Here is a 26,059-nt window from a genome sequence, read left to right on the forward strand (position 1 = left end):
CGACGAGCCAGGCCGCGTGTTGAACCAGGCTCTCAGGGTGGCGAGCAGCCGGGCATAGGATCGGCGGTATGGCGACGCGGCTGGTGCAGATCTCGATGAAGGCTCACGACAGCTCCGCGCTCGGCAGGTTCTGGGCGGGGGCGCTCGACTGGGAGGTCACCGCCGACAACGCCCAGGAAACCAACCTCGAGCCCGAGGGCTTCAGCTATCCCGACCCGAGCGCCGTCTGCATCGACATCCTTCCCGTCCCCGATCCCAAGACGGCGAAGAACCGCGTCCACCTCGACCTCGCCACCACCTCCGCGGCTCACCAGGCAGACCTGATCGACCGCCTCCTGAGCCTCGGCGCGACGCCCGCGGATATCGGCCAGGGCAACGCCCCGTGGACGGTCCTCGCCGACCCGGAGGGCAACGAGTTCTGCGTACTCGAGCCTCGACCGGTCTACAGCGACACCGGCCCGATCGCCGCTGTCGTCGTGGACTGTGCCGACCCGCGAGCGATGGCCCGGTTCTGGTCCGAGGCCATGGACTGGACGCTCCACGAGTCGACCGACAACTCCGCCGTACTGCGTTCCGCTAAGGGTGTCGGGCCGTACCTCGAGTTCATTCGCACTCCCGACGCGAAGGCCGGCCTGAACCGCGTCCACCTCGACCTCCGCCCGTACCCCGCCGACGACCACGCGGCGGAGGCGGACCGGCTGCGCTCGCTCGGCGCCACCGACCTGGACATCGGTCAAGGTGAGGTCCCCTGGACCGTTCTGGCAGATCCCGAGAACAACGAGTTCTGCCTCCTCACTCCTCTCTGAGCGCGGCGGTCGCGGTCGCGTTCTTGCGGGCCCTGGGCTTACGGGGCTTCGTGCGGTTGCCGTTGCCGTTGCCGTTGCCTGAGGATTCGGGCTCAGGATCGGGCGCGAACGGGACGAACGGCATGGTCAGCGGAAGCGCTGCCAGCCGCATCAGGAGCAGGACATTGTCGTCGCCGGCGGTCTTGTTGAGGCGGAGACGCCCACAGTTGGTGCACCGGTGGATGAGGACCCAGCGGCCCTCCCCGCGAACCGTGACCGCGATCGGCTCCATGCCGCCGGCACAGTCGGCCTTGCGATCACCCGGCACGTTGCGGTCGAGATGACGCGACCACAAGCAACTCGGGCAATGATTGCGATGGGTAGTTCCGGGGGCGTCGAGGGAGACCTCTACGCCGCAATGTTCACAGCTGAACGAACGTGCGAATGCCAAACCGAAGAACCTTTCAGAGCAAAGCTGCAGGACAGAGCAGACATACGCTTCCCTCCTCCCGGTCCGCACCGGCTGATCCGGCGCACGTCCCCACAGCAGACCAGCCCACCTCCAGCACCGTCAAACAAATAACCGCTGGGCCCGGCTTGACCTTGACGCAGGGTCAACCCCGCAGGGTTGGCTTCATGACAGTTCAATCGGCCGGTGAGCCGGCGATTCGGGTGCAGGGTCTGGAGAAGGCGTACGGGAAGAAGGCGGTACTGCGTGGTGTGGACTTCGACGTCGCGCGGGGCAGCATCTTCGCGCTGCTCGGCTCCAACGGGGCGGGCAAGACCACGACGATCAGGATCCTTTCCACGCTCCTCAAGGCGGATGCGGGAACGGCCGCCGTCAACGGGTTCGACGTCGCCACGCAGCCGGCCGACGTACGGGAATCCATCAGCTTGACCGGGCAGTTCGCCGCCGTCGACGAGATCCTCAGCGGCCGGGAGAACCTCGTACTGGTCGCGAAGCTGCGGCACGTCAAGGACCCCGGCGCGGTCGCCGATGACCTGCTCGACCGCTTCTCGCTGACCGAGGCGGCCGCTCAGCGAACAGCGACATACTCGGGCGGAATGCGCCGTCGCCTGGACATCGCGATGAGTCTGATCGGGAACTCGCCGGTGATCTTCCTCGACGAGCCGACCTCGGGGCTCGATCCCGAGGCGCGGATCGAGGTGTGGCAGACGGTCAAGGAGCTGGCCGGCCACGGTACGACGGTGCTGCTCACCACGCAGTACCTGGAAGAAGCCGAACAGCTCGCCGACCGGATCGCGATCCTGCACCAGGGCCGGATCATCGTCAACGGCACCCTCACCGAACTCAAGCAGCTCCTCCCACCCGCCAAGGTCGAGTACGTCGAGAAGCAACCGACCCTCGAGGAGATCTTCCTGTCAGTCATTGGAGACCAGCGATGACCATGAGTACTTCGTACTTCGTCGGCGACACCGTCGCCCTGACTGCTCGGACGCTGCGCCACGTCACCCGCAGCCTGGACACCATCATCACGACCGTCATCACGCCGATCGCGTTGATGCTGATGTTCGTGTACGTCTTCGGCGGCGCGATCGACACCGGGTCCACGGCGTACGTGAACTACATGCTCCCCGGCATCCTGCTGATCACGATCGCGTCGGGCGTGGCCTACACGGCGTACCGGCTGTTCATGGACCTGGCGACCGGGATCTTCGAGCGGTTCCAGTCGATGCCGATCGCCCGCTCGGGCGTGCTGTGGGCGCATGTCTTCACCTCACTCGTCGCCAACCTGATCTCACTGGTCGTCGTGGTGGGCGTCGCGCTCGTGATGGGCTTCCGCTCGGGTGCCGGCGTGCTGGCCTGGCTCGCGGTGATCGGCATTCTGTTCCTGTTCACCCTGGCGCTGACCTGGCTCGCGGTGATCCCCGGGCTCACCGCGTCGTCGGTCGAGGGCGCGGGCGCGTTCGGGTACCCGCTGATCTTCCTGCCGTTCGTCAGCTCGGCGTTCGTGCCCACCCAGACCATGCCCGGCCCGGTGCGCTGGTTCGCCGAGAACCAGCCGGTGACATCCATCGTCGACACGATCCGCAACCTGCTCGCGCAACAACCCGTCGGCAGCAGCATCTGGGCCGCGCTCGCCTGGTGCGTCGGCGTCCTCGTCGCGGCGTACGTGCTCGCGATGGTCGCCTATCGCCGCAAGATCGCCTGAGGCATCCCTGAGGGAACATGGACCCATGCTCACGATCAGCCAGCTGGCGGCGTACGCCGGCGTGACGGTGCGGGCAGTGCGCCACTATCACAAGATCGGGCTGCTGCCGGAGCCCGCACGCGACCACTCCGGGTACCGGTCGTACAACTCCGCTGCCGTCGTACGCCTGATCCGGATCCACACGCTCGCCGATGCCGGCGTACCGCTGGCCCGTGTGCAGGAACTTCTCGACGCCACTCCCGCGAAGTTCGAGGACGGCGTACAGGAGATCGACAAGTCGTTGCGCGCCGAGATCCGGCGGTTGCAGGTGAGCCGCCGCCGGCTCGCCAGACTTGTCGCCGGCGACCACCTTGCGCTCCCGCAGACCGTTGTGGACTATCTCGACCGGCTGCGCAGTTACGGCGTCAGCGAGCGCTACATCGTCATGGAGCGCGATGCCTGGATCATGATCGCCGCCCAGGTACCGGAGGTGATCGACGCCGTGATCGCCGCGAAGCACGAGCAACTGGACGATCCCGATGCCCAGAAGCTCTACAGCCTGGTGAGTCAGGCAGTCGACAATCCGGATGGCGAGGCCTTGCTGTTCGAGATCGCCGACATCCTGGAACGCATGTACATCCGTGCCTTCGAGGCCGGCCAGCTGGGTGACGAGCCCTTCGACGACCAGCTCGTCGAGCTGCTGGACGCAGTGATGCTCGAGTCCGCACCCGAGGCCGCGCGGCTGCTCACGATCCTGGAGGAACGCGGCTGGAAAGGCTGGACCCGCATCGAGCGCGTGCCCACCGACAGACTCGAAGCGCTACGAGATCCTGGCGGCAGCGTGGAGCGCGAGACCGTCGGTGGCTGCGATGTCGGCGCGGAACCAGCCTGCTGAGTCGACGGTGTACGTCGGACCGGTGCAGCCGCCCGCCGAGTGGTCGCCGTGGAAGACGTCGCAGTACACGCCGGCCGGAAGCTGGGTGTGGAAGCTCCGGCCGGTGAGCGCTGAACTCTCGTCGTTCAGGACGAGGTAACCCTTGTCGCCACGGCCGAACGCGATCGCGTCGTTCCCGTTGTCCCACCACTCGGTCACGGCGGTCCCCCGTACGGCTTGTGGAAGCCGACCATGTTGGCAATCACCCGCCACTCGTGCTCGCACCGCCAGCGGTTGCTGAAGCACGTCGTGTCGATCGTCCGTCCGCTACCGGTCGACGGCGGTCCCTCGTCGTTCGACATGTACTCGTAGCTCGACATCACCTTCGGCGTCCCGTACGTCCAGGCCAGCATGAACGCGTTCGCCATCGCATAGCGGCCGTTGTCGCGGAACGTCAGTACGCCGCTGCCGCGCTGGGTGTCATGGTTGTCGGTGAACACCACGGCACGATCTGACGCCAACGGCTCCGCGAACGTGCGCAGGTAGGCGAGGCGCTCGGTGTTGAAGATCTTGGCGAGATCCTTCCCGTACCGGAACTCGAGCACGTCGCCGTTCCCGACGTACTCGTCCGGGGTGATCGGCTCGCCGGCGCCGTAGATGACCTCCTGGTACAGGTACGCCGGACGCGCCAAGCGGGACTTGATCGCGGCGATGTCCGCGGCGGGCATGTGCTTCGAGGCATCCAGCCGGAACCCGTCGACGCCGATCGACAGCAGGTCGTTCAGGTACGCCGCGATCCGGCCGCGAACGTAGTCGGTACCGGTTGCCAGATCGGCCAGGTCGACGAGCTCACAATTCTGTACCTCGTACCGGTCGCCGTAGTTGACGATGTCGTCGTTCCCGTTGCGTCCGCAATGATGGAAGTCCTGCGTCTGGTACGTCCCCGGGTAGTCGTAGTGCGTGTACGACGACCCGGCGCTGCCGGTGCCGCCCGACGAGCCACCGGTCATGTGGTTGATCACGGCATCGACGTACACCTTGACACCGGCCGCGTGGCAACTGTTGACCATGGCGACGAACTGGCTGCGCGTGCCGCGGCGGGTGCTGTCCAGCTTGTAACTCACCGGCTGGTAGTCCTGCCACCACGGATACCCGGACCCCGGCAGCACGACATGCTCCTGCGGCGGCGAGACCTGCACTGCGCCGTACCCCTTCGGGCCGAGTACCTGCCCGCACTCCCGCCCGACCGACGTCCAGTTCCATTCGAACAACTGGACGATGACGTCCCGGTCCCCCACCGGCGCCGCCTGCGCACTCGCCCCGCTCAGTCCGGCCATCGACAGACCCAGCAACAGGACCAGTAATTTGCGCATCATCGGACTCCCTCGGGGCGGCGGGTACCTCATCAAACCACGGGGGCCGGTGGCTCCAAGGGGGTCCCGTGTCGCAGAGTCGGCGAAAACGGCGCATACTTGAGGTCTGATGCTGCCCTATCGCGCGACGACGCGTCGTCACCTGTCCACCAGTCCTTTCAAGGCCCAGGTTTCTGACTCGCTCAAGAGTTACGAAGTCGGTGAGCGGGTCTCTCACGACAGGGAAGGACTCGGCCGCGTCCATTCAGTCGAAACTGATGGCACGGTCGTCATCGACTTCGGGGCCGGACGGCTCCTGCGAGTCGTCGCCCCCTTCTCCAAACTCCACTCCCTCGGCCAGGCCGACGCCTGATCCACGCACGCTGCCCCTGACCCTCCCAGGTCAGTAACTCCGCGTAACCCAGACTCGCGGCTATTGCGACCCATCGCGTATCAGTCGCCGTTCTCAGCCCTCTTATAGATGAGAGGGGGTGGAGCAAATGGCGATTCTCCTGAAGCCGCCGGCCGACGGGCTCACCTCGGACACGGATGTCTCCTTCCACTACCGGGTGCGGGTGCTGCTGCTGATTGTGGGCGTCGGCGTCCTCGCGGTTGCGACTGTGCTCTTCGGAGACCGTGTCGGAGACGACGGGTTGCCGCAGGCGGTCTGGGTCGCAATCCTCGGGCTCGCCATCTTGGTGGTGGTCGTTCTGTTCGCCACCAACCTGCAGCGCCACCTGCGTGCCGTACTGCGCTGGCTCGCTCTGATCCTGAGTGCTCTTGCCGCAGCACATTTCGGCGACGCGGCGAGTCTGAAGGGCACGGCGAGGTCGATCGTCGACATCGAACTCGCCGGCAGCAGCGAGGCCTGGACGGCCTGCGGATGCGGTGATGCCTTCACGAGGGCCGTTCAACAGGACTTCTGGTTCATCGCTTCCTACGTCTTCCTGCTCGGCCTGCTGGTGTGGTGGGCCGGCAACTACTTCCGGCTGCCGGCGCTACGGCAGGCGCGTACCACGGTCGTCATCGCTGTCGTCGTCGCGGGAGCCTTCGACGTCGCCGAGAACATTTTGATGCTCACCGCGGGATCGTCGAACGGGCCCTGGCGGTTCGTCGCGGTCTGCGCCTGGGCCAAGTTCACTTTGCTCCTCGTCGCCATCGTCTACACCGCGGCAGGCGCCTTCGCCTGGTGGGCGACTCCACGCTGGGTCAGACTCGCCTCTTTGAAGCTGCCGACGTACGCCCAGAAGGCAGCCGGCATGAAGCCGTCCGAGGAGGTCGCCCAAGCTCCGGAGGGCACCCAGATGACACGCGCCGAACCCCCGCGCGGAGCGGCGAAGTACGGCATTGCGCTCTCCGGCGGCGGCATCCGGGCGTCGTCGATCAGCCTCGGCGCACTCCAGGCGCTCGACGGTGAGATCCTCAACTGGTCCGGGGCACGCGCGGTCACCGCCGTGTCGGGCGGATCGAACATGGCGGCCGGCTGGAGCATCTCGCGATCCAGCCTCCAGGCGACGGATGACGAGAGCCGTGAACGAGAGCGCCTCCGCCAGGTGGCACCTCGCCCGTGGCGGCAGCAGGAGAACGGGTGGCTCACCCCTGAGGAGCGCCATCTCGTCGACAACCTCGGGTACCTCGGGTCGAACCAGCCTCGAGGATCCGACACCGACCCGGCAGCCGCGAAGGCGACCAGGCAATCCGGCCCTGAGGGCAGTCAGACCTCCACCAAGGCGTCCTACCGGCCAGCCGTGTTCGCAACGGTGATCGCCGGGCTGACGGTCAACCTGGTGGTGCTGCTGAGCATGGGCTGGGCCATCACACGGCCTGTGGGCTGGGCATTGCGCGGCCTCACGAGCCAGGGCGGCGAGCTGCCGAGCGGCGCGATGCACCAGCTCGTCAAGGACCATTCGCTCGCGCTGCCCGGGCTCATTTTCCTCGCCGCCGGATTCGTCGTCCTGATGCTGTGGGTCCTCGCCGGTCAGTTTCTCGTCGGTTACGCCCAGAACAAGCTGGCTCCGCGCGTCACGCTGCAGACGCTGAAGAGGGCGTCGTACAGCGCGCTCGGCCTCGGCGCGTTCCTCGCACTGACGTTGTGGGGCTTCGTCGAACTGGTCGGCGCGGTCGCCCATCTGACGTTGCCCACGCTGATCGCTACGGTCGGTGCGAGTGCCGGTGTCGTCGGCTCGGTCGTCCGCATCCTCAGGAAGCCGGCAGCGCGCTTCGCGCCCATGCTCGGCGGCTTTGCCTTCGTCCTGGTCGCGCTGGGTCTGACAGCGCTGGCGACGTGGAACGCTGCCAAGCACGAGGTGACCTGGTCCGGGCACGATCTGGTGAGCTGGCAATCCGGCTGGAACTGGGTTCTTGCGCTGGCCATCCTCACTGTCGTGCTCCTGGGGCCGAGCTCGGAGAGCTGGTCGCTGGCGCCGTTCTACCGAGGCAAGCTGCGTCTGGCCTACGCGACGTACCGGACCAAGAACGGCGAGGAGGACGTCCGTGTGCAGCCGTACGACAACGATGCCCCCGGTACGGACGAATCCAAGCATGAACCCGGCCTGTTTGCCTTCAACTACGACGACACAGCGGTGCGTACGCCGCTGGTGGTGTGCACGACCAGCACAGTGACCTCGCGTGCGGTCCGCACCCGCTACGGCACTCCGGCTCTGAGCGTGACGTTCGACCCCGAGCGGACGATCTTGCATCTGCCTCAGGACGGACGTGGCAACACGTTGCAGTTCGCCGCGTCCACCCGGGTGCTCGACCGACTCGGCAAGAAGCTGCACAAGCGGATCACGACGATGATGGCGGTCGCCATCTCCAGCGCGGCGGTCTCCCCCGCGATGGGCCGCTACCAGATCGGGCCGACCAGCATGCTGCTGGCCTTCTTCAACATCCGGCTCGGCGTGTGGATCGCCAACCCGCGGTTCATCACCCAACTCGAGGCCGCCGGCCTGGACAAGGAGCTCGAGCTGTCGTACCCATGGACCGGCCTCGGGTACCTGTTCAAGGAGTTCTTCGGGATCCACGACCTCGACGATCCTTACCTCTACCTGACCGACGGCGGCCACTGGGAGAACACCGGACTCGTCGAGCTGCTCCGGATCCCCGAAATCACCGAGATCGTCTGTGTCGACGCCGACTCGGGACCGGGTGACGCGACGAGTTCGCTCGGCAAGGCCATCGCGATCGCCCCGAGCGAGTGCGACATCCGGATCGATATCAGCCTGGACCCGCTCCGGGCCACCCCGAGCACCTCGCGCGTCCCGGCGTACTCGCCCCGGACCGTCAACCTCGGGTTCTTCACCAAGGGCGCGGGATCGTTCACCGACCAGACCCCGGTCGGCGTCCTCTGGTACGCCAAACCCGGCCTGGCCAAGGAGATGCCCGCAGCGTTGCTCGCATTCCACGAGCGGTACCCGACCTACCCACGGGAGTCGACCCTGAACCAGTTCTTCGACACAGCCAGCTTCGTTGCCTACCGCAACTTCGGTCGTTACAACGCCCGCCAGATCCTGCTGGCGCGCCGAAAACTTCAGGAGGCCCTCGACGAGCTCCTCCTGATCACCGAACCCGTCCTTCTCGACAAGCGGCTGAAAGCGATGGCCTGCGACACAGAAGGCCACTGGGCCATCGCCGAACTGTCCCGCGCCGCCCACGGCGCCGCCGCCACCCCAGCTCTCATCGCCGCCTACTGCCGCGCAGTAAGAACCTCCCTCGTCGAACCCGCATGACCGACCTACCCGCACGTCACAGCGAGTGCGGCGAAACGCTCAGCCGGTCATCGGGGCGCGCGATCGCCACCGAGATCGCCGCCGAGGTGTCAGCCGAGGTATCAGCCGAGGCCGGAGCGGGCTATCACGTTGGTGATGCCGATGTGTACTGCGGTGAAGCCCCCTTGGAGGAATGACTCGGCGAGCTCGGCCGCGGGCTGGTCGGGGTAGTAGCGGTCGGCGATCGCGGTGGCGACGCGCTTGATCCGGTCCGGCTCGGCGGAGATCCGGGCCTCGCCTTCGATGGTGACGAAGCTGTAGGGCTGCTGATCGTCGCTGATGCAGACCGCGACGCGCCGGTCCCGCGCCATGCTCTTGCCCTTGACGCTGCCGGGCGAGAGGGCGAAGGCGAGTTCGTCGCCGTCGAGCACGAAGCAGATCGGGGTGACGTGCGGCCGGCCGTCGGCGCGGGTGAGCGAGAGGTGGGCGAGCCTGGTGCCCGCGGTGACGAAGGTACGCCACTCGTCGGCGGTCATGGTGGTCATCGGGTCTTCCCTTCGTTCGGGCTGATGGGCGATGGGGTGCGGAATCCGGTTTCCTTGCCGAAGGCAAACACCTGCGTCAGCTCGACGGCGTACACATGCCGCGGATCCTCCAGGAGGCTGTCGGCCGGATCGTGTGTGTCGCCATACCCTCTGACCCTAGGGTCGATCGGTGCATCGAGAAAAGCGATGGTTTTCGATGATGTTGATCGCCTCAGGCGTTGATCATCCCGCCGTTCGGCCTTGCTACGGGAGAACTCACAGGCTTAGTATCTGCGTATGCGCGCAGATACGCAGTCACGCAAGCAGTCGCCGGACGACGATCACGTGGCGCTGGCCGTGGAGGTGTTCCGGATGCTGTCCGATGCGACCCGGGTGCGGCTGGTCTGGGCACTGCTGGACGGTGAGAAGTCGGTCAACGAGCTGGCGGACGCGGTCGGGAAGTCGCCGGCCGGTGTCTCGCAGCACCTCGCCAAGTTGCGTCTGGCGCGACTGGTCCGGACGCGCAAACAGGGCAACCAGGTCTTCTACCGAATCGAGAACTCGCACGCCGGCCAACTGGTCGAGGACGCGATCTATCACGCCGAACACTCCAGCGGAGGTTTCCCCGACCACCACCGCCCCGTCGGCGCCGTACCCGACGCCGAGTCCGCCGCGGGCGCCCGACCGGCCCGAAGGACGAAGATCCGATGAGTACGGCGGACCACGAGCACAGTCACCCCCACGACAAAGCCGACGCCCAGACCCCACCGGCCGGACACACCCACGCAGCGCACGACACGAAACCGGACGCCGCCGCACACGGACACGGGCACGCGGAGCACCAGCGCGACGCGAAACCAGACGCCGCTGGACATGGTCATGGTCACGGGCATGCCCACTACGACGGCTTGCTCGGCAAGGTGAAGGAGATCTTTGTTCCGCACTCGCACGACAGCAGCGACAAAATCGATTCCGCGCTCGAGGCGAGCAAGGAAGGCATGCGCTGCCTGAAGATCAGCTTCGTCGGCCTGATCGCGACCGCGCTGATCCAGACCGTGGTCGTGTTCCTCACCAACTCGGTCGCACTGCTCGGCGACACCCTGCACAACTACGCCGACGCCCTCACCGCGATCCCCTCGCGATCGCCTTCATCCTCGGCCGCCGCGTCGCGACCCGCGCGTACACCTATGGCTTCGGCCGCGCCGAGGACCTGGCCGGCATCATCGTGGTCGTGCTGATCGCCGCGTCGTCGGCGTACGCCGGCTATGAGGCCGTCATGCGCTTCCTCCACCCCAGCGACGTGCGCAACGTCGGCGTACTGATCGCCGCCGGTGTGATCGGGTTCCTGGGCAACGAGATCGTCGCGCAGTACCGGATCCGCACCGGCCGGCGGATCGGCTCGGCCGCCCTGATCGCCGATGGGCTGCACGCCCGCACGGACGGCTTCACCAGTCTGGCCGTGGTCCTCAGCGCAGTCGGCGCCTGGCTCGGCTTTCCGTTGGCCGACCCAATCATCGGTCTACTGATCACGATCGCGATCCTGTTCGTACTGCGTGACGCCGCCCGCGAGGTGTACCGGCGCCTGATGGACGCCGTCGACCCCGCACTGGTCGACCAGGCCGAAGAGGTCATCCGCTCAACCCCAGGTGTCGTCGAGGTCACCGGCGTCCAGCTCCGCTGGGTCGGCCACGCCCTCCGCGCCGAAGCTCGCATCGCGGTGGACTCGGACCTGTCGCTGATCGAAGCCCACCACCTCAGCCACCAGGTCGAACACGACCTCGTCCACGGCGTACGGCGCCTGACCACCGCCACCATCCACGCCGAACCCTCCCCCACGACGCAACCGCAGCCCACAACCTCGTCAGCCACCACCACTAACCTACTCAGCCGCCGTCCGGCCTCAACCCAGTGTGTTCTCCGCTCGTGCCATGTCGGCCTCGATGCGTTCTGGTGAGAAGCCTTTCAGGATTGACTCGTGCACCTGGTCGACCATCCAATGCGCCTCGTAGCTGCGTCTCGTCTCCGGGCTGAGGTGCGCGAGCTTCTCCTCGACCTGCTTCATCTCCTCGGCGCAGACCGTCCTCCGGCCGATGCTGCCCCAGTGCAGCCCAAGAAGCGCGTAATACCGATCGCCGCGCACCGCGCCGCCGTTCCAATCGACCACACCGCTGACATTGCCGGCGTCGTCGAACAGCACGTTTCCCGGCGTGTAGTCGGTGTGCACAAGATCATCGCCCTGCATGCGAACGAGGCGCCCACCGTCAATTTCGAGCAGCCGCCCCAACAGCCGCCGGCCACGCTCACCATGACGGCCCACGGTGTTCTCGAACGTGCTGACGCTGGCGGGAAAGGCCCTTGGCTGCGGGACCTCTGGATGGTCTCGTAGCACCCCCGCGAAACGGTCGTTCATCGCGACGAACGCAGCAGCCGTGGTCGAGTTGAGTTCACCCACATGACGGCCAGGCAGCCTCTCCTGCACAACAGCGACGTACCCATCAGAAAGCTCCAGCACTAGCTGGTGCTCTGGAACGGGCAAGCCCTGCCCTCGTAGGTCGTTCAGCACACTCGCCGTCTGCCGCATCACGGCCAACGGCGTCCGAGTCCGTGTGAGCGCAGATTCACGCCCATCCGCCCACGCAACAAACGCCGCGCTGCTCGATCCACCCACCTGGTCGGCCAGCCCGGTCAGCACCAGCCCGCTGCCCGTGTGAGCGTTCACCTCTTCGATGACCGCAGTCGGCGCCCACGGATTCTCCGACAACCGAAACTCAAGCCTGTGCGACATCTTCACGCCCCTTCCTGTCCGGAGGGACCTGAAGGCGGGCCTCTCGCATCTTGACATGCCGCTGCAGGAGCCGCAAACACGTCAAATCCCCAGCGGGGTCAAGAGCCGAACAGTTCGGTCATCCGGCGTGTCAGGTCGTCGGGCGTTACGTCCTCGATGTGTGACGCTACGGTCCAGCCGTGTCCGAACGGGTCGATGATGTGGCCGTCACGGTCGCCGTAGAACTGGTCCTCCGCCGGGCGCTGCAGCGTCGCGCCGAGCTCCACAGCCCGCGCGATGACCGCGTCGACGTCCTCGACGTAGATGAAGAGCGAAGCGGGCGAGCCTGGCAACCCTTCGGATGGCGGCGCGGCGGTGCCCCGCTGGGGATCCTCGTCCTCGACGATGACGACCGAGTCGCCGATCTGGATCTCCGCGTGGGCGATGGTCCCTTGCGGACCCGGGAAGCGCATGCGCTCGGTCGCGCCGAACACCGAGCTGTAGAACTCGAGCGCCTTGACGGCGCCCGCAACGGTGAGGACGGGCGTCACCCGGCGGTACGTATCGGGGATCGGGTTGGGCTTTGCTGCCGGTGTCATCTGGTCATCCTCCGAAGGTGCTCTCTGCTGTATCCGGGCAGCTCGAATGCCGCCCTCTGTCAGTGAGACGATCGGAGGTACGGCGCATCCGACACGTTCTCGACCAGCCAGCGGGCCAGCGGGCGCAACTGGGAGAACGCAGCGAGCACCTGATCCGCCGCGGCGGGGGTGTGAATCCATTCCTCACAACCGAGCGGTCGCGTCGCGATGACCGACTTGTGCCGCAACAGCTCTGCCCGCGGATGATCAACGGGATAGCCGCGTAGCGGCCGCTTCAACAGGTCGCCTGAGATGACGTACCCCTCCCCCTCAAGCTTCCGCACAATGGCAACCAAACGCGGACCAGAACCGTCGTCCGCCACCGCAGCGCGATAGCGCTCGATCTGCGCCGACGGCGCATACCACCACGCCAAGCTGACCTCTAGCCCGTCCAGATCGAACCGAACTCCGAGCTCGACGTTCCGACCCAGCCGCACAATCGCACTCTGCCGTTGCCAGGCCCGCACCAGCACATCGCCGTACCCCCAGACCGAAAAGTCCTCGTACGCCGAATCCGCATCAGCCACCACGTTGAGCAGATCAATCATCGGCCGCCGAACCAGTGCCTCCCGATCTCGCCGACATTGCCGCCTTACCTCTGCCGAAGGCTCCCCTTCAAGCTGCAGCAGCACGTCGAAAGCACCCCGCGGCCACCCTTCGAAGTCCACCCAGGCAGCCTAGCGAGCCGTCATCGGTAGCGGCGCGACTTGTTCTCCGTCTTCGATTCGCCGGGGTGCCATTCGGCGATCCACGGGCCGGTTCCCTCCGAAGGATCCACGATGCCGTCCTCGAGCCAGGTGTGTTTCCCGTCGAGCACCTGCCGAGCCAGCCCTCGATCGGCGTCGTCAGTGTTGCTCCACAGCTGCTCGAACAGGTGGTCGACCCGGAGCCGCGCCTGCTCGCAGAACACCGCCGCCAGCTCGTACGCCGACTCACCCTCAGCGGCGCCGCGTAGCGTTGCGGCCCGCGAACAGGAGGCGGCCATCGCGAACAGTTCGGCGCCGATGTCCACGATCCTGGCCAGGAAGCCCTGCCTGTACTCGAGCTTCGCCTGCCATCGACCCATCCCGTAGAACGTCTGCCGCGCGAGCTTGCGCGACGACCGCTCGACGTACCGCAAGTGCTTCGCGAGCGGCCCGAACTCTCGGTACGACCTGGGATCGGATCCCTTGCCGACGGCGAGCTGCGGCAGCCATTTGGCGTAGAACCCGCTCGCGTTCACCGCCGCCCTCGCCTTTGCCTGGAGATCTGCGTCCGGTGAGGCCAGATCGCCGGCCGCGGCCAGGTGTGCGTCGACCGCCTCCCGGGCGATCAGCAGATGCATGATCTCGGTGGAGCCCTCGAAGATCCGGTTGATCCGCAAGTCACGCAGGATCTGCTCCGCCGGCACCGCGCGTTCACCCCGGGCCGCGAGCGAGTCGGCGGTCTCGTACCCGCGTCCGCCGCGGATCTGCACCAGCTCGTCGGCGATCCGCCAGGCCATCTCGCTGGACCACAGCTTGGCCAGCGCCGCCTCGATCCGGATGTCCTTGGTGCCCGCGTCGGCCAGGTTCGCCGACAGGTCCAGTACAGCCTCGAGCGCGAACGTGGTGGCCGCGATGAACGAGATCTTCTCGGCCACGGCCGCGTGGGCGCCGATCGGCCGACCCCACTGGACGCGCTCCACGGACCATTCCCGCGCGATCTTCAGGCACCACTTGGCGGCTGCGGTGGTAGTCGCCGGAATGGACAACCGACCGGTGTTCAGGGTGGTGAGCGCGATCCGCAGGCCGGCGCCTTCCCGTCCCAGCCGGTTCTCGACCGGCACCCGGACCTGGTGGAAACGAGTCACGCCGTTCTCGATCCCGCGCAAGCCCATGAACGCATTGCGGTTCTCCACCGTGATCCCCGGCGAGTCGGCCTCGACCACGAACGCGCTGATGCCACCCGGCTCGCCGTCATGCTCGGGTACGCGCGCCATCACCACGACCAGCTCGGCGATGACGCCGTTCGTCGTCCACAGCTTCACTCCGTCGAGGAGGTAGGCCGTACCGTCGTCTGTCGGGGTTGCGGTCGAGGCCATCCGCGCCGGATCCGAGCCCACATCAGGCTCCGTGAGCAGGAACGCGGTGACCGCACCGGCAGCGCAGCGGGGCAGGAACCGCTCCTTCTGCTCGTCGGTGCCGAACATCTTCACCGGCTCCGGCACCCCGATCGACTGATGTGCGGAGACGAGCGCGCTCATACTCGGATGCACCGACGCGACCAGCATCAGCGCCTTGCCGTAGTACGACATCGGCAGGCCCAGGCCGCCGTACTCGGTAGGGATCTTGATCCCGAAGACGCCCAGCTCCGCGAGCCCTCGCAAGTACTCGTCCGGGATCTTCGCCTCTCGCTCGATCAGCAGGCCGTCGAGGGTCGCGCAGTACGCCGCCAGCCGGGCGATGAACTCATCGCCGCGGGCAGCGTCGTCCGCCGCGATCGCGTGCGGTTGCGGGTGGATCAGCGACAGGTCGAAGTCGCCGAGGTACAGCTTCTTCGCGAAGCTCGGCCGGGTCCACTCGGTCTCCCGAGCCGCCTCCGCTACCTCTCGGGCCTCACGCTCGCCGACCTGCCGTGTCGTAGCCGTCACGGGTATCCCTCCTCGCCTGAGGACTCCTAACTACCCGTTAGTACCCCAAACGAGCTCGTGGCAACTCAGAGGCCGACCATCGCCATTCCGGCCGGGTTGTAACGGTCCCCCTGGACACCGATCCGAGCAGCGAGAGCGTCGAGATCGGCGATCTCGTCGGCCGACAACGCGACCTGGGTCGCGCCGGTGTTCTCGTCGATCCGCGGGCGGCGACGGGTTCCGGGGATGGGGACGATCCACGGGTGCTGGGCCAGCAGCCAGGCGAGGGCGATCTGGCCGGGCGTGCAGCCCTTCGGTTCGGCGAGGGCGCGGACGTAGGCAACCAGTGCCTCGTTGGCGCTCAGGTTGCCGGCCTCGAAGCGCGGGACCCGCGAGCGGATGTCGTCGGCGGTGAACTCCGTCGACGTACTCACGGTGCCGGTCAAGAACCCTTTGCCCAGCGGGCTGAACGGCACAAAGCCGATCCCGAGCTCGGCGCACGCCGGCAGCACCTTCGGCTCCGGGTCCCGCGTCCACAGCGAGTACTCGCTCTGCACAGCCGTGACCGGATGTACGGCGTGCGCCCGGCGAATCGTGTCCGCACCGGCCTCGGAGAGCCCGAAATGCCGAACCTTGCCGGCCTGTACGAGTTCGGCCACTGCCCCGGCGACATCCTCGATCGGTACGTCGGGGTCCACCCGGTGCTGGTAGAACAGGTCGATCACGTCGATCCCGAGCCGCTGCAGCGACTCGTCCGCAACCCGCCGGATCTGCTCGGGACGCGAGTTCGTCCCTGTCATCTTGCCGTCCTGGATGTTCCACCCGAACTTGGTCGCGATCACGACCTGGTCGCGCAGCGGCGCCAGGGCCTCGCCGACCAGCTCCTCGTTGACGTACGGCCCGTACACCTCGGCCGTGTCGAAGAACGTCACCCCGGCGGACTCCACGGCGTACCGGATCACACCGATCATGTCGTCGCGATCACCAGGGTTCGGCCCGTAGCTCTGCGACATCCCCATGCAGCCGAGACCGACCGCGGAGACCTCCAGACCTTGACCGAGCGTCCGTGTGTGCATGATGCCTCCTCAGGCCTCGGGGATTTCGATGCTGCCGAACCCTCGCGTGATGGTCTCCGGCGCCGGGCCGCCGCGGATCCCGGTCTCGAGGGCGTCGATCGCGGCGAGCTGCTCGCCGGTCAGCTCGAAGTCGAAGACGGCGATGTTCTCCGCGATCCGGGACGGGGTGACCGACTTCGGAATCGGCTGCCGCCCTTCCTGCAGGTGCCAGCGCAACATCACCTGCGCAGGCGTACGTCGGTGCGCCGCGGCGATCTCCAGGATCGTTGGATCCTCCAGCGTCGACCCCTTCGAGCCGCCCCGGTAGAAGGTGATCCCGCCGATCGGCGACCATGCCTGGTTCAGGATGCCCCGCTCGTTGTCATAGGCAAGCAGCTCGGGCTGCTGGAAGTAAGGGTGGATCTCGAGCTGGTTGACCGCCGGCACGACCCCGGTCCCGGCCAGCAGCCGGTCCAGGTGCGGCGGCATGAAGTTCGACACGCCGATCGCACGAACCTTGCCGTCGGCAAGCAACTTCTCCAGTGCCTGATAGGCGCCGATGGTGCGCTCGAAGTCACTCGGAACCGCCTGATGCAGGATCAGCAGGTCGATCTGCTCGACGCCGAGCTTCCCGGCGCTCTTGTCGAACGCGTGCAGAGTCTCGTCGTACCCGTAGTCGACAACCCAGATCTTCGTTTCCACGAACACGTCGTCCAGGCCCGAGCGCCGGATCGCCTCGCCGACCTCACGCTCGTTGCCGTACGCCGCCGCCGTGTCCACGTGCCGATACCCGACCTCCAGCGCGGTCTCGACAGCCGCGATCGTCTCGTCGGGCGGCGTCTGGAAGACACCGAACCCGATGGCCGGCATCTCCACACCGTTGTTCAACTTGATCGTCGGGACGTTCATGCCGCCACCGTAGGGCCGCACGCCGCGGCCAGGGAGTCACTGCCGTTCCAGGTACTGCCAGTGCCCCCTTGGTCCACCTACGCACGATGGCTTGACGTGGCCCGGTTTCCAGCGTCCCATGAGCTAAGGCAACGAGGCGCTGGGCCCCGGCCGGAGAGTTGGACAGGGTGAAGCTGCCGCGGATAGTGACTCCGTAGAAGAGCCATGTCCGGGCGCGCGCGAGCTTCTTGGACCATGAGTCCGCTCAGGCTGCGCCTACCGGCGGAACTGCGCCGCACCGTCGCGGCCATCGTTCTGGTCGGAGCGGCCTACTATCTCGGTGCGCGTCTGGGCCTGAGTCTGTCGCTGGTCGAGCGAAACGTCACGCCGCTGTGGCCGCCCAGCGGCATCGCGCTCGCTGCGTTCCTCGTTCTGGGTAGGTCGATGTGGCCGGCGGTCGCGCTGGCAGCTCTGGCCGTCAATCTGCCGATCAGCGCCGGTCCGTTGCCCGCGCTGTTCACCGCCGTGGGCAACACCCTTGCACCACTCGTCGCGGCGATCGTCCTCGAGCGCGTCGGCTTCCGGCGTCACCTGGACAGCCGGCGTGATGCGTTGGCGATCGTCTTCCTCGGTGCGCTCGCAAGCATGACGATCAGCGCGACCATCGGCGCCACCACGCTCGTAGCCTCGAACGCAATCAGCATCGATCAGCTCGCCGGTGCGTGGGCGGTCTGGTGGACCGGCGACGCGATGGGAGTGCTCGCCGTCGCGCCGTTCCTTTTGTGCATCCCTTTGTTCTGGGAGCTCGAGCCGTGGCCCGCCGCGCGCTGGCTCGAGGCCGCGGCAATCCTCGTGCTGACTACTGTGCTTGCGTTGTGGACTGCGTCCTCAGGCCTGTCATTGTTGTTCCTGGTGCTGCCGTCCCTGGGCTGGGCCTCGTGGCGTCTCCAGTTGCGCGGAGCCGCACCAGCCGCGCTGACAGCCTCACTGATCGCAACCTGGTCGGCCACACACGAATTCGGTCCCTTCGCGGGTACGTCGCTGCTGGAGAAGATGCTGACCCTTCAGGCGTTCAACGCCACCGTCGCGCTCACGTCGTTCTTCCTCGCCGCTCTCGTGACCGAGCGGATGCGATTTGCCCGCGCGCTGATGTCAGCGGCTGCGGACCTGGAGGAGCGCGTCAAGACTCGCACTGCGCAGCTGACGGCAACCAACGACCGGCTGCGCCGCGAGATTCACCAGCGGTACGAGACCGAACAGCAGTTGACCCTGGAAGAGGCGCGGACCCGGCGCGAGCACCAGATCGCGGAAACGCTGCAACGCAGCCTGCTCCCGGACCGGATGCCGGACATCCCTGGCGTGACCGTGGCCGCCCGCTACGTCCCAGCGACCGCGGACCTGCATGTCGGCGGCGACTGGTACGACGTGATCCCCCTCCGCGGAGGCCTGGTCGGTCTTGTCATCGGCGATGTTGCCGGGCACGGCCTGCAAGCCGCGGCCGCCATGGCACAGCTGAGGACGGCGGTCCGGGCGTACGCCGTACACGATCCATCACCAGTAGCGGTGATGAACGGAGTGCACGAGCTGGTCCATCAGCTGCCAATGGCCGAGATGGTGACCTTGCTCTATGTCCTGTATGACCCGGACGCCGGCACGATACGGTTCACGAACGCCGGACATCCGCCCGCCCTCCTGATCGACGGCGGAGACACGCGGTACCTCGAGGGTGGACTCGCCCCGCCGCTCGGCGTACTCGCGCAATGGGACTATGCCGAGGCAACCCAGGCTGTGCGGCCTGGAGCCACTCTGCTGCTGTACACCGACGGGCTTGTCGAGGAGCGCACTCTGTCGATTCAGGACGGACTCGATCGGCTGCTCGCCGAAGCGTCCGGAGGTCAGGCCGACCTCGAGGCTCTCTGCGACCACGTCCTGTCGGTACTCCCCGAGAGCGGCGACGTCGCCGACGACATCGCACTGGTCGCGCTCCGGCCATGGCCTGACACTGATCCGCGGCCCTGACGGCACAACAATCCTCATGCGCCGCAACGTGGTAGAGCCGAGGTCGGACGTCCGAGCGGCCTGGCGTTGGCCGGGCTGCGAACTCGACGTACACCGTCACATCGGCGGTGGTTGGTCCAGACCGAGGCGCGCAGCGATGGCCGCTGCTTGCACCCTGGTCTGTACCCCGAGCTTGTCCAGGATGTGGGTCACGTGGACGCTTGCGGTCTTGGGGCTCATGTAGAGGGCCTTGCCGATCTCACGATTGGTGAGCCCATCGGCCAGCAGTCCCAGGACCTGCCGCTCGCGGTCTGTCAGCGCGGGCCGACCCGCCGGGCCCGGCACCGGCTCCGGCTGATCGTCGGCCGTGGTGTCTCGTCCCGTGTCGATGCGCGCGAGTCGGGCGAGTTTGCCGATCTGCTCGAGCAGCGGAGCCGCGCGGAGGCGTTCGGCAAGGTGCCGCGCCGCGCTGAGTTGTTCGGCGGCTGTACGCCGGGCAGCGGCGCCGGGTCGGCCGGCGAGGACCGCCTCGGCGGCGCGAAGGCGTGCCTGCGCCTCCTCGTACGGCCGCCCGAGCGCGGACCATTCCCGCGCCGCGATCAGCCACGGATCAGGGTCGAAGCCGCCGACGGCGCGCGATCGCTCGCCATCGATCACGGCGGACACGGCCGCTCGGGTCCTGCTCTTGGTGACGCCGCCGAGTCGCGACACCAACTGCTCGAGGCGATCCGGCGCACCGACGGCCGCGGCCGCCTCGAGACCGGTGAGCAGGAGCTCGACCTCCACATCCTTGTCCGCGCTTGCGTGCACCGTGCCGGCCACTGACAACGCCAGTTCGAGCGCCTCCTCCGCATGGCCGGTCTGCAACAGCAGGCGTGTTCGGGCTTCGCCGTACCCTCCAACGAACAGTGGTTGATCACGTTCACGCAGGGATGCCGCCTGCAGCAGCGACTGCTCCGCCGCCGCGATGTCACCGCGGGCAAGGTGTACGTGGACCGCCATCACCTGGAAGAAGCCGAGGTCGGACGGTGCAGACGACTCGGGCATCCAGGCAACAGCCTCGTCCCACCGCCCGGACTCGTAGAGCGCCTGGACAACGTTGCCGTCCATGAGGTCTTCCAGCCAGTGCCGGCCCAGCATCAGCCGACGCACACGCTGCCCGACGAAGCCGGCGACCTGGATGGCTCGGTCCGGGTCACCCAGCCGCAGGTAGACATCGGTCAGGCCGGTCCCGGCCATCGCGAGATCCTCGGGTTCGGCCAGCTTGTGCGCGATCGCCAGTGCCGTCTGGTCGTGTCCGAGGGCTTGGGAGAGCAGGCCCTGGAGACTCGCCCTCATGCCGAGCAGCGCGTGAGCCTTCCCGACCGTGCGGATGTCCGAGTACTTCGTTCCGAGGTCGAGCGCGACCCGCGCCGGCGCCTCCGCCTCGTCCCACCGTGAGCAGGTGCCGAGCGCCATCGCCTCGCAAGCGCAGATCCTGGCCCACGTCGGCTCGTCGTCGACGGACGCCAACCGCTGAGCGAGCTCGACGTCGCGCAGTGCCTGCTCGGTATCCCCCACGGTGGTCCCAAGCCAGCAGCGTGTCAACGCAGCGCGCAACACGTCCTCGCGCGTAGTGGACATGGCTGTCAGATCGCCTTCCAGCAGTGCAGTAGCCGAGGCCGTTTGACCAACAGATCCCAGGTGCGTCGCCGCGGAGACGAGCAACGGCAATTTCTCGGGTACGCCGGCCGGCACCTTGCGGACCGAGCCCCACAAGGACGCGGCCACGGCGTACCAGTGACCCGCTTCGGCGATCGCATACCCCTGCTCGGCCGCCATGGCAGCCCGCACCGACCAGACAAGCCCGCGGTCGGGGTCTTCAGCGCGGTGATACTGCTCAGCGACTTCCGCGACTGCGACCGCGCTCGGCCGGCCGGGCAGCACCGCTTCCAAGCACCTCGCCAGCCTGCCGTGCAGCTGTCGCCGATCACGTGACAACAACCCCTCGTAGGCGACCTCGGCCAGCACGGGGTGACGGGCCATCGATCCACGTCCGGGCTCGCGCACCACGAGGCCTGCCGCGCACGCCTCCCAGACAGCGTCTGCGTCACCGGAGGCTGCGGCGAGCAACTCGTCGTCGGTCAAACCTCGGCCAAGGGTCGCGGCGGCAGCGACCACCATGCGTGCGGGCAACCCGACGGCATCCAGCCTCGATACCAGTACCTGGCGCAGCGACTCCGACGGTTCGGCACCACTGCCGGCCAGCTCGGCGTTGAGATAAGGGTTGCCAGCGCTGCGCGCGTACACCGCGGCCACGACCTCAGCGGAACACTCCGGAAGTTGACGAACGGTCTCCTCGAGAGTCAGCGGGCGGAGGTGTACGTCGGTGACCGACAGAAGGCGCAATTGTTCTCCGAGCCAACGCATGTGCTCGGGGTCAGGGTCCTCGTCCCGCCAGGTCAGCAGGACCAGCAGACCCTTCGGGGGGAGGTTCCGGCTCAGGTGCGCCAGGAAATCCAGGGTCGACGTATCCGCCCAGTGCACGTCCTCGACCACAAGTACGGCGCCGCCTTCGGCGATCTCGCCCACCGTACGCATCATGGACTCGACGGCCCACGCTCGACCCGCCGCGACGGACGTGAACACCTCGCCGTCGGTATCCCGGCCCACCCCGAGCGCCGCGTCGAGTCCGCCGTACGCCACCGCACCGGACAGCGGCGCGCAGGCACCGCTCAGGATCCTCAGCCCGGCGGAAGCAGCATCCGCCACGGCGGCACGCACCAGTGTCGTCTTCCCGATCCCCGCGTCACCGCGCACGATCGCGACGGCCGACACTCCAGACAGTCCAGCCGTCAGCTCCCCCAGCAGCGCGAGCTCCCTCTCGCGCCCGATCATCGCCCCACCCACTCCCCCATCATGCGCCCGAACAGAGGGGCCGGTAAGGCATCGGCAACGGCCGTCTAAGGAAACACCGCGGCGACCCGCGCGCGGATGCCCGATGTGCTGAACACTCCCGCCGACGGACTGTGGTCGAACCACCAACCTCTCCACAAGGAGAAACCATGAACCACAAGCGCATCATCATCACCGCACCCGTCCTCGCCGTCGCCGCGCTCGCGTTCACATCGGCGGAGTCGAACGCCAAGGACCTGCCGTACCCCGCTCCCGCCGCGGTCGCACCGCACGATCCCAACCCGTCGACCTACGCGGTCCCGACCCAGCCCGCCGCCACCACCACCATCGTCTCGGACGACAACGCAGCCGAAGCATTCCAAGCCGGCGCATCAGCCCTCGGCGGAGCCGGCATCGCCCTCGCCGCCATGTGGCTCTACCGACGCCGCCACATCCACACCGCCTAGAAGCGCTCCAGATCCAACCCCGGATCACCAAAGCCAACTGCCTAACTGGCGTATCCCATGGTCCAGTGACTGTTGACCAGGCAACGCCGCCGTCACAGGCCAATCAGGAAGAGTGCGCCTGCGGCGAGCAATCGGCTGCCGGCGAGCATCCGGGGCCGGACCTCCAGAAGCAGGGCACAAGTCTGTCCGATGCCTCCTGTAGCGTCGCCGGCGAGTTCGGACCCAGGACGACGGCGCAAGGGAGACCAGGATGGCCAGCCCCGGGACAGCGGACACGACGGAGGGGTCAGGGACGGCTACGGCTTGGTGCTCTGTGGTCGCGGCACAGTACAGGTCAACCCTCGATGACCTGGCGATCGTCCTGCGCGGTTGTCCAGATGCCCTCTGGGAGGCAAGCATCTACGAGGTAAAGAAGACCGACCAGTGGGCGTGGCCTCCGACCGATCGTGACGGGCAACCGTTCGATGACCCAGCGGTCCGGGAGTACAAGCTCCAGGCCTCCTCTGCCGTGTGGCGAACCGCCTCCCACGCGCTCTGGTTCACCGACCTCGACCTGTCCACCACCGAGACTGATTGGGCACCGCCAGCCCCGTTCTCGCGCGGCGACGAGGACGGCTACGTTGTCCCGCCGACGTACTCTCGCGACCAAGTGTTCGCCTACATCGACCGCTGTCGGCGGAAGGTCGACACGCTCTTCGCAGACCTAACCGACGATCAGGCCGCCGCGCACCTCGCCGAGCCGCACCGAAACGGCGGAACGTCGCTAGCGGCCGTCCTTGTTCAGGGCGTCGTCCATCTCCAGCTCCACTCCACCCAGATCCGCACATTCCTCAGAAGTCACGGCATCCGCTGCGAAGATGAGTAACCCACGCAAATGTCTGCGGCCGGTATCGGCGCCAAGTCGATGCCAGCGGCGTACGGCTGGACCAGCCCGGCGCGCGATGCCGGTGGGGCGTCGGCGATGCTGTGGGCATGGAGTACGTGTCCAGAGTGCCGCGACCGCCGCTGGACGGGCTGATCGACGACCTCTACTACCTGGAGGGAGCGCCGCCGTACGCCCGCCTGACCCTGCCGCCGATGCCGGCAGCGTTGCTCATCGTCAACCTCGGGGCGCCGTTCCGCATCCGCGCCGGCACCGACATCGAGACGACCGAGTACGCCGACGGCTGCGTGGTCACCATGCCCACCCGCGCGTTGGAGTTCGGCTACCCACTTCCGACCCGGTCCGTCGGCGTACACATCAAACCGTGGGGGCTGGCACCGTTCCTGCCGATGCCCGCGGCCGAGCTGTGTGACCGGCCGGTGACGGTAGAGCAGGTGTGGGGCCGGGCCGCCGTTGCTGAGCTGCAGGACAGGCTGGCCACTGCGGACGGCCCGCACGAGATGCTGACGCTGCTCGAGGAGGAGCTCATGCGACGGCTGTGCGAGACCGCCGGCCTGGGTCTGGTCCGCCATACGAGCAGTGTCATCGCGGCGACCAGCGGGGCGGTGGCGATCGGCGACCTGAGCGTGGCAGCCGGTGTCAGCAGCACTCATCTGACGCAGCGGTTCAAGGAGCTCATCGGCGTCACGCCGAAGCGGCTTGCCCGCACCTACCGCTTCGCCGCCGCCGTGTTCACGATCGACCCCGCCGGACCGATCGACTGGGGCGACCTCGCCGGTCGCGCGGGCTACTTCGACCAGGCCCACTTCGGACACGAGTTCCGGGAGTTCACCGGGCTCACGCCGACACGGTACGTCGAAGTCCGGCAGCGATTCCTGCGCGAACATCCCGGCCACGTGTTCGAAGGCTGGCCACTCCCGGCCGATTGATTTCTTACAAGAATGACAGCTCACGACACGCTAATTTGGGGACACCCTGAAGCAGAGGAGAGTCCCGTGGGCAAGGTGGTCATGTACAGCTCGGTGTCGGTGGACGGCTTCATCGCGGACGAGAATGACCAGCCCGGACCGCTGTTCGACTGGTTGTCCAGCGGCGACGTCCCGTTGGACGAGAGCGGCGTACTCAAGGTGTCGCAGGCGTCCCACGACTACACCCGGGCGTACTGGGACCAGATCGGGGTAACAATCGCCGGCCGCCACGTCTTCGACCTGACAGACGGCTGGGACGGCAAACCTCCAAGCGGGATCGACCACGTAGTCGTCGTGACACACCGACCGGCACCCGACGGCTGGAACCCCGAGGCACCGTTCCACTTCGTCGACGGCGTCGCAGCAGCCATGGCCAAGGCACAGGACCTAGCAGGTGACCGCACCGTCGAGGTCGCCGCCGGCAACGTCGGCGGCCAGATCCTCGCCGCAGGCCTGATCGACGAGATCCGCATGGACGTAGTACCCGTAGTCCTCGGCTCCGGCAAACCCTACTTCGGCCCAGTCAACGCACAGCACCTCTTGGAGAACCCCGACACGGTGATCCAGGGCAACCGAGTACTCCACCTCCGCTACCGCGTACGCCACTGACCGCACCAAGCGGCTATGCGAAGAAGCCCACCGCGAACACCGACACCAAGTCAAACCTCCAGCTGCGTTCGCGCATCGCCACCCCTGATAGGCCAGCCGACGCCGACTCACCCCAGCACCTCACCCGCGACAAAGTCCAACTCACGACCGGCAGTTGCGAACCAACCTCAAACCACGCCCTGCCCGCGCGAACACCCACCGGATACGCATGCCTGAGATCGCACGGGCGATCACCAACCGCTGGCTGTCGGACGTGCCTTCGAAGAAGGTGTAGATCTCCTCGGTGCTCGCCAGAACAGCCCAGCCCGAAGCACCGATCCGTCCCTGACCTGCGGCTTTGCCACTCGGCATTTGCCGTCGGTTCCCAATGCTTGCCGACGTCCCACGGAACTGTCACGGAGCACCGACCACCCTCGTTGCGACGATCATTCGAACCCAAGCTGCCTCCAGGCCCGCCCCAAAGCCAGCCCCGGCACCGACCGCAGCACCGACACCCACTACCGCGTGCTCCACGACATCTCAGACCCCGCCGGCAAACTCACCCTGCGCCGCGCCGGCCGCCTCCACCACATCCCCATCGGCACCGAACACGCCGAAACCCCCGTCCTCAAGCTCGTCGACGACCTCCACATCCGCATCATCAACGCCGCCACCGGAGAACTCCTCCGCGAGCTCACCCTCGTCCCCACCCGCGACTACCAACCCCCTCGGCCGACCCCCAGGACCACCCAAAAACAGAAAACCGGACCCCCGATAAGGGTCAGGTCTCTCCGGTATCTCCTGAGAGATCACACAAGCGCCGGTGAGGGGACTCGAACCCGTAACCCCCGCTTTACCAGGCCATGCCTGTCGTCGTGCCGCACCACTACCTGAAAGTTGCCGTTGACCTGCTTACTCCTGGACCCGACTCAGCGACATCGCCATGGCAAC

25 protein-coding genes are annotated in these 26,059 nt (G+C 67.1%); 14 read left to right on the top strand and 11 right to left on the bottom strand.

Annotated features, from left to right (window positions below):
• Nucleotides 1-68: 68 nt before the first annotated feature.
• Nucleotides 69-806: a VOC family protein gene (locus EV137_RS41285; RefSeq protein WP_134009884.1), complete on the top strand. Its 738-nt coding sequence runs from the start codon at nucleotides 69-71 to the stop codon at nucleotides 804-806.
• Here EV137_RS41285 and EV137_RS03320 read toward each other — a convergent pair.
• The gene (locus EV137_RS03320) at nucleotides 793-1,305 is read right to left on the bottom strand and encodes an RNHCP domain-containing protein (RefSeq protein WP_238175066.1); all 513 of its coding nucleotides are present in this window, start codon (nucleotides 1,303-1,305) and stop codon (nucleotides 793-795) included. The genes EV137_RS41285 and EV137_RS03320 overlap by 14 nt on opposite strands.
• Before the next feature lie 116 nt (nucleotides 1,306-1,421).
• On the opposite strand from EV137_RS03320, the gene EV137_RS03325 reads away from it, so the two are divergent.
• From EV137_RS03325 to EV137_RS03335, 3 genes are read left to right on the top strand one after another with little or no spacing between them, the layout of a single operon-like run.
• Nucleotides 1,422-2,192: an ABC transporter ATP-binding protein gene (locus tag EV137_RS03325; RefSeq protein WP_134126445.1), complete on the top strand. Its 771-nt coding sequence runs from the start codon at nucleotides 1,422-1,424 to the stop codon at nucleotides 2,190-2,192.
• Complete coding sequence (locus EV137_RS03330; RefSeq protein WP_445991789.1) at nucleotides 2,189-2,959, top strand: ABC transporter permease; 771 nt, start codon at nucleotides 2,189-2,191, stop codon at nucleotides 2,957-2,959. Before EV137_RS03325 ends, EV137_RS03330 begins: the two co-directional genes overlap by 4 nt.
• Nucleotides 2,960-2,984: 25 nt before the next feature.
• Nucleotides 2,985-3,833, top strand: a complete 849-nt coding sequence (locus EV137_RS03335; protein ID WP_134126447.1) for a MerR family transcriptional regulator — start codon at nucleotides 2,985-2,987, stop codon at nucleotides 3,831-3,833.
• Here the strand turns inward: EV137_RS03335 and EV137_RS40950 are convergent.
• On the bottom strand, nucleotides 3,759-4,031 hold the full coding sequence (locus EV137_RS40950) for an alpha amylase C-terminal domain-containing protein (RefSeq protein WP_202870802.1): 273 nt from the start codon (nucleotides 4,029-4,031) through the stop codon (nucleotides 3,759-3,761). The genes EV137_RS03335 and EV137_RS40950 overlap by 75 nt on opposite strands.
• Nucleotides 4,028-5,185 (bottom strand): alpha-amylase family glycosyl hydrolase, encoded by a 1,158-nt coding sequence (locus EV137_RS03340; protein ID WP_202870803.1) that lies wholly within the window; start codon nucleotides 5,183-5,185, stop codon nucleotides 4,028-4,030. Before EV137_RS03340 ends, EV137_RS40950 begins: the two co-directional genes overlap by 4 nt.
• Before the next feature lie 109 nt (nucleotides 5,186-5,294).
• On the opposite strand from EV137_RS03340, the gene EV137_RS03345 reads away from it, so the two are divergent.
• Both EV137_RS03345 and EV137_RS03350 read left to right on the top strand, forming a co-directional pair.
• Nucleotides 5,295-5,537, top strand: a complete 243-nt coding sequence (locus EV137_RS03345; RefSeq protein WP_134009874.1) for a hypothetical protein — start codon at nucleotides 5,295-5,297, stop codon at nucleotides 5,535-5,537.
• 127 nt (nucleotides 5,538-5,664) lie between these two features.
• Complete coding sequence (locus EV137_RS03350; RefSeq protein WP_134126449.1) at nucleotides 5,665-8,892, top strand: hypothetical protein; 3,228 nt, start codon at nucleotides 5,665-5,667, stop codon at nucleotides 8,890-8,892.
• A gap of 101 nt (nucleotides 8,893-8,993) precedes the next feature.
• On the opposite strand, the gene EV137_RS03355 is transcribed toward EV137_RS03350, so the two are convergent.
• Nucleotides 8,994-9,416: a PPOX class F420-dependent oxidoreductase gene (locus tag EV137_RS03355; RefSeq protein WP_238175067.1), complete on the bottom strand. Its 423-nt coding sequence runs from the start codon at nucleotides 9,414-9,416 to the stop codon at nucleotides 8,994-8,996.
• A gap of 276 nt (nucleotides 9,417-9,692) precedes the next feature.
• Here EV137_RS03355 and EV137_RS03360 point away from each other — a divergent pair, with 276 nt between their 5' ends.
• Genes EV137_RS03360 through EV137_RS40960 form a run of 3 tightly spaced genes read left to right on the top strand, consistent with a single transcriptional unit; the run spans nucleotide 9,693 to nucleotide 11,349 of the window.
• On the top strand, nucleotides 9,693-10,106 hold the full coding sequence (locus EV137_RS03360) for an ArsR/SmtB family transcription factor (RefSeq protein WP_134009868.1): 414 nt from the start codon (nucleotides 9,693-9,695) through the stop codon (nucleotides 10,104-10,106).
• Entirely contained in the window at nucleotides 10,103-10,633 is a 531-nt protein-coding gene (locus tag EV137_RS40955) for a hypothetical protein (protein WP_202870996.1), read from the top strand. The genes EV137_RS03360 and EV137_RS40955 overlap by 4 nt, the downstream gene beginning before the upstream one ends.
• Complete coding sequence (locus tag EV137_RS40960) at nucleotides 10,546-11,349, top strand: cation diffusion facilitator family transporter (RefSeq protein ID WP_238175317.1); 804 nt, start codon at nucleotides 10,546-10,548, stop codon at nucleotides 11,347-11,349. The genes EV137_RS40955 and EV137_RS40960 overlap by 88 nt, the downstream gene beginning before the upstream one ends.
• Here EV137_RS40960 and EV137_RS03370 read toward each other — a convergent pair.
• The 6 genes from EV137_RS03370 to EV137_RS03395 form a co-directional block, all read right to left on the bottom strand.
• Nucleotides 11,296-12,180 carry a phosphotransferase gene (locus EV137_RS03370; protein ID WP_238175318.1) on the bottom strand — a complete coding sequence of 295 codons (885 nt, stop codon included), beginning with the start codon at nucleotides 12,178-12,180 and terminating at the stop codon, nucleotides 11,296-11,298. The two genes, EV137_RS40960 and EV137_RS03370, sit on opposite strands and share 54 nt — an antisense overlap.
• Before the next feature lie 98 nt (nucleotides 12,181-12,278).
• Complete coding sequence (locus EV137_RS03375; protein ID WP_134126453.1) at nucleotides 12,279-12,758, bottom strand: VOC family protein; 480 nt, start codon at nucleotides 12,756-12,758, stop codon at nucleotides 12,279-12,281.
• 59 nt (nucleotides 12,759-12,817) lie between these two features.
• Complete coding sequence (locus EV137_RS03380) at nucleotides 12,818-13,465, bottom strand: DUF2461 family protein (RefSeq protein WP_134126455.1); 648 nt, start codon at nucleotides 13,463-13,465, stop codon at nucleotides 12,818-12,820.
• A gap of 20 nt (nucleotides 13,466-13,485) precedes the next feature.
• Nucleotides 13,486-15,408 (bottom strand): acyl-CoA dehydrogenase family protein, encoded by a 1,923-nt coding sequence (locus EV137_RS03385; RefSeq protein WP_134126456.1) that lies wholly within the window; start codon nucleotides 15,406-15,408, stop codon nucleotides 13,486-13,488.
• A 65-nt stretch (nucleotides 15,409-15,473) separates the two neighbouring features.
• The gene (locus EV137_RS03390; protein WP_134126457.1) at nucleotides 15,474-16,463 is read right to left on the bottom strand and encodes an aldo/keto reductase; all 990 of its coding nucleotides are present in this window, start codon (nucleotides 16,461-16,463) and stop codon (nucleotides 15,474-15,476) included.
• A 9-nt stretch (nucleotides 16,464-16,472) separates the two neighbouring features.
• Nucleotides 16,473-17,351: an aldo/keto reductase gene (locus tag EV137_RS03395; protein WP_134126459.1), complete on the bottom strand. Its 879-nt coding sequence runs from the start codon at nucleotides 17,349-17,351 to the stop codon at nucleotides 16,473-16,475.
• Between the two features lie 234 nt (nucleotides 17,352-17,585).
• On the opposite strand from EV137_RS03395, the gene EV137_RS03400 reads away from it, so the two are divergent.
• Complete coding sequence (locus EV137_RS03400) at nucleotides 17,586-19,349, top strand: PP2C family protein-serine/threonine phosphatase (protein WP_134126461.1); 1,764 nt, start codon at nucleotides 17,586-17,588, stop codon at nucleotides 19,347-19,349.
• 96 nt (nucleotides 19,350-19,445) lie between these two features.
• Here EV137_RS03400 and EV137_RS03405 read toward each other — a convergent pair whose 3' ends face one another.
• Nucleotides 19,446-22,205 (bottom strand): helix-turn-helix transcriptional regulator, encoded by a 2,760-nt coding sequence (locus EV137_RS03405; protein ID WP_134126463.1) that lies wholly within the window; start codon nucleotides 22,203-22,205, stop codon nucleotides 19,446-19,448.
• Between the two features lie 167 nt (nucleotides 22,206-22,372).
• Here EV137_RS03405 and EV137_RS03410 point away from each other — a divergent pair, with 167 nt between their 5' ends.
• The 4 genes from EV137_RS03410 (at nucleotide 22,373) to EV137_RS03425 (ending at nucleotide 25,129) form a co-directional block, all read left to right on the top strand.
• The gene (locus tag EV137_RS03410) at nucleotides 22,373-22,669 is read left to right on the top strand and encodes a hypothetical protein (RefSeq protein ID WP_134126465.1); all 297 of its coding nucleotides are present in this window, start codon (nucleotides 22,373-22,375) and stop codon (nucleotides 22,667-22,669) included.
• Nucleotides 22,670-22,919: 250 nt separating this feature from the next.
• Nucleotides 22,920-23,534 (top strand): DinB family protein, encoded by a 615-nt coding sequence (locus EV137_RS03415; protein ID WP_134126467.1) that lies wholly within the window; start codon nucleotides 22,920-22,922, stop codon nucleotides 23,532-23,534.
• A gap of 107 nt (nucleotides 23,535-23,641) precedes the next feature.
• Nucleotides 23,642-24,481, top strand: coding sequence for a helix-turn-helix domain-containing protein (locus EV137_RS03420; RefSeq protein WP_238175068.1), 840 nt, complete (start codon nucleotides 23,642-23,644; stop codon nucleotides 24,479-24,481).
• Between the two features lie 66 nt (nucleotides 24,482-24,547).
• Nucleotides 24,548-25,129, top strand: coding sequence for a dihydrofolate reductase family protein (locus EV137_RS03425; RefSeq protein WP_134126469.1), 582 nt, complete (start codon nucleotides 24,548-24,550; stop codon nucleotides 25,127-25,129).
• Nucleotides 25,130-26,059 lie beyond the last annotated feature (930 nt).

The sequence above is a fragment of the Kribbella pratensis genome, from assembly GCF_004366075.1.
Classification (GTDB): domain Bacteria; phylum Actinomycetota; class Actinomycetes; order Propionibacteriales; family Kribbellaceae; genus Kribbella; species Kribbella pratensis.

What these genes read in the sequence shown, in the direction of transcription:
- EV137_RS03335 (WP_134126447.1), top strand. Translation starts at nt 2,985, where the DNA reads ATGCTCACGATCAGCCAGCTGGCGGCGTACGCCGGCGTGACGGTGCGG.
- EV137_RS03375 (WP_134126453.1), bottom strand. Translation starts at nt 12,758, where the DNA reads ATGACACCGGCAGCAAAGCCCAACCCGATCCCCGATACGTACCGCCGG.
- EV137_RS03420 (WP_238175068.1), top strand. Translation starts at nt 23,642, where the DNA reads ATGGAGTACGTGTCCAGAGTGCCGCGACCGCCGCTGGACGGGCTGATC.
- EV137_RS03400 (WP_134126461.1), top strand. Translation starts at nt 17,586, where the DNA reads ATGAGTCCGCTCAGGCTGCGCCTACCGGCGGAACTGCGCCGCACCGTC.
- EV137_RS03390 (WP_134126457.1), bottom strand. Translation starts at nt 16,463, where the DNA reads ATGCACACACGGACGCTCGGTCAAGGTCTGGAGGTCTCCGCGGTCGGT.
- EV137_RS03330 (WP_445991789.1), top strand. Translation starts at nt 2,189, where the DNA reads ATGACCATGAGTACTTCGTACTTCGTCGGCGACACCGTCGCCCTGACT.
- EV137_RS03415 (WP_134126467.1), top strand. Translation starts at nt 22,920, where the DNA reads ATGGCCAGCCCCGGGACAGCGGACACGACGGAGGGGTCAGGGACGGCT.
- EV137_RS03360 (WP_134009868.1), top strand. Translation starts at nt 9,693, where the DNA reads ATGCGCGCAGATACGCAGTCACGCAAGCAGTCGCCGGACGACGATCAC.
- EV137_RS03340 (WP_202870803.1), bottom strand. Translation starts at nt 5,185, where the DNA reads ATGCGCAAATTACTGGTCCTGTTGCTGGGTCTGTCGATGGCCGGACTG.
- EV137_RS03350 (WP_134126449.1), top strand. Translation starts at nt 5,665, where the DNA reads ATGGCGATTCTCCTGAAGCCGCCGGCCGACGGGCTCACCTCGGACACG.
- EV137_RS03410 (WP_134126465.1), top strand. Translation starts at nt 22,373, where the DNA reads ATGAACCACAAGCGCATCATCATCACCGCACCCGTCCTCGCCGTCGCC.
- EV137_RS03355 (WP_238175067.1), bottom strand. Translation starts at nt 9,416, where the DNA reads ATGACCACCATGACCGCCGACGAGTGGCGTACCTTCGTCACCGCGGGC.
- EV137_RS03405 (WP_134126463.1), bottom strand. Translation starts at nt 22,205, where the DNA reads ATGATCGGGCGCGAGAGGGAGCTCGCGCTGCTGGGGGAGCTGACGGCT.
- EV137_RS41285 (WP_134009884.1), top strand. Translation starts at nt 69, where the DNA reads ATGGCGACGCGGCTGGTGCAGATCTCGATGAAGGCTCACGACAGCTCC.
- EV137_RS40955 (WP_202870996.1), top strand. Translation starts at nt 10,103, where the DNA reads ATGAGTACGGCGGACCACGAGCACAGTCACCCCCACGACAAAGCCGAC.
- EV137_RS03325 (WP_134126445.1), top strand. Translation starts at nt 1,422, where the DNA reads ATGACAGTTCAATCGGCCGGTGAGCCGGCGATTCGGGTGCAGGGTCTG.
- EV137_RS03395 (WP_134126459.1), bottom strand. Translation starts at nt 17,351, where the DNA reads ATGAACGTCCCGACGATCAAGTTGAACAACGGTGTGGAGATGCCGGCC.
- EV137_RS03370 (WP_238175318.1), bottom strand. Translation starts at nt 12,180, where the DNA reads ATGTCGCACAGGCTTGAGTTTCGGTTGTCGGAGAATCCGTGGGCGCCG.
- EV137_RS03345 (WP_134009874.1), top strand. Translation starts at nt 5,295, where the DNA reads ATGCTGCCCTATCGCGCGACGACGCGTCGTCACCTGTCCACCAGTCCT.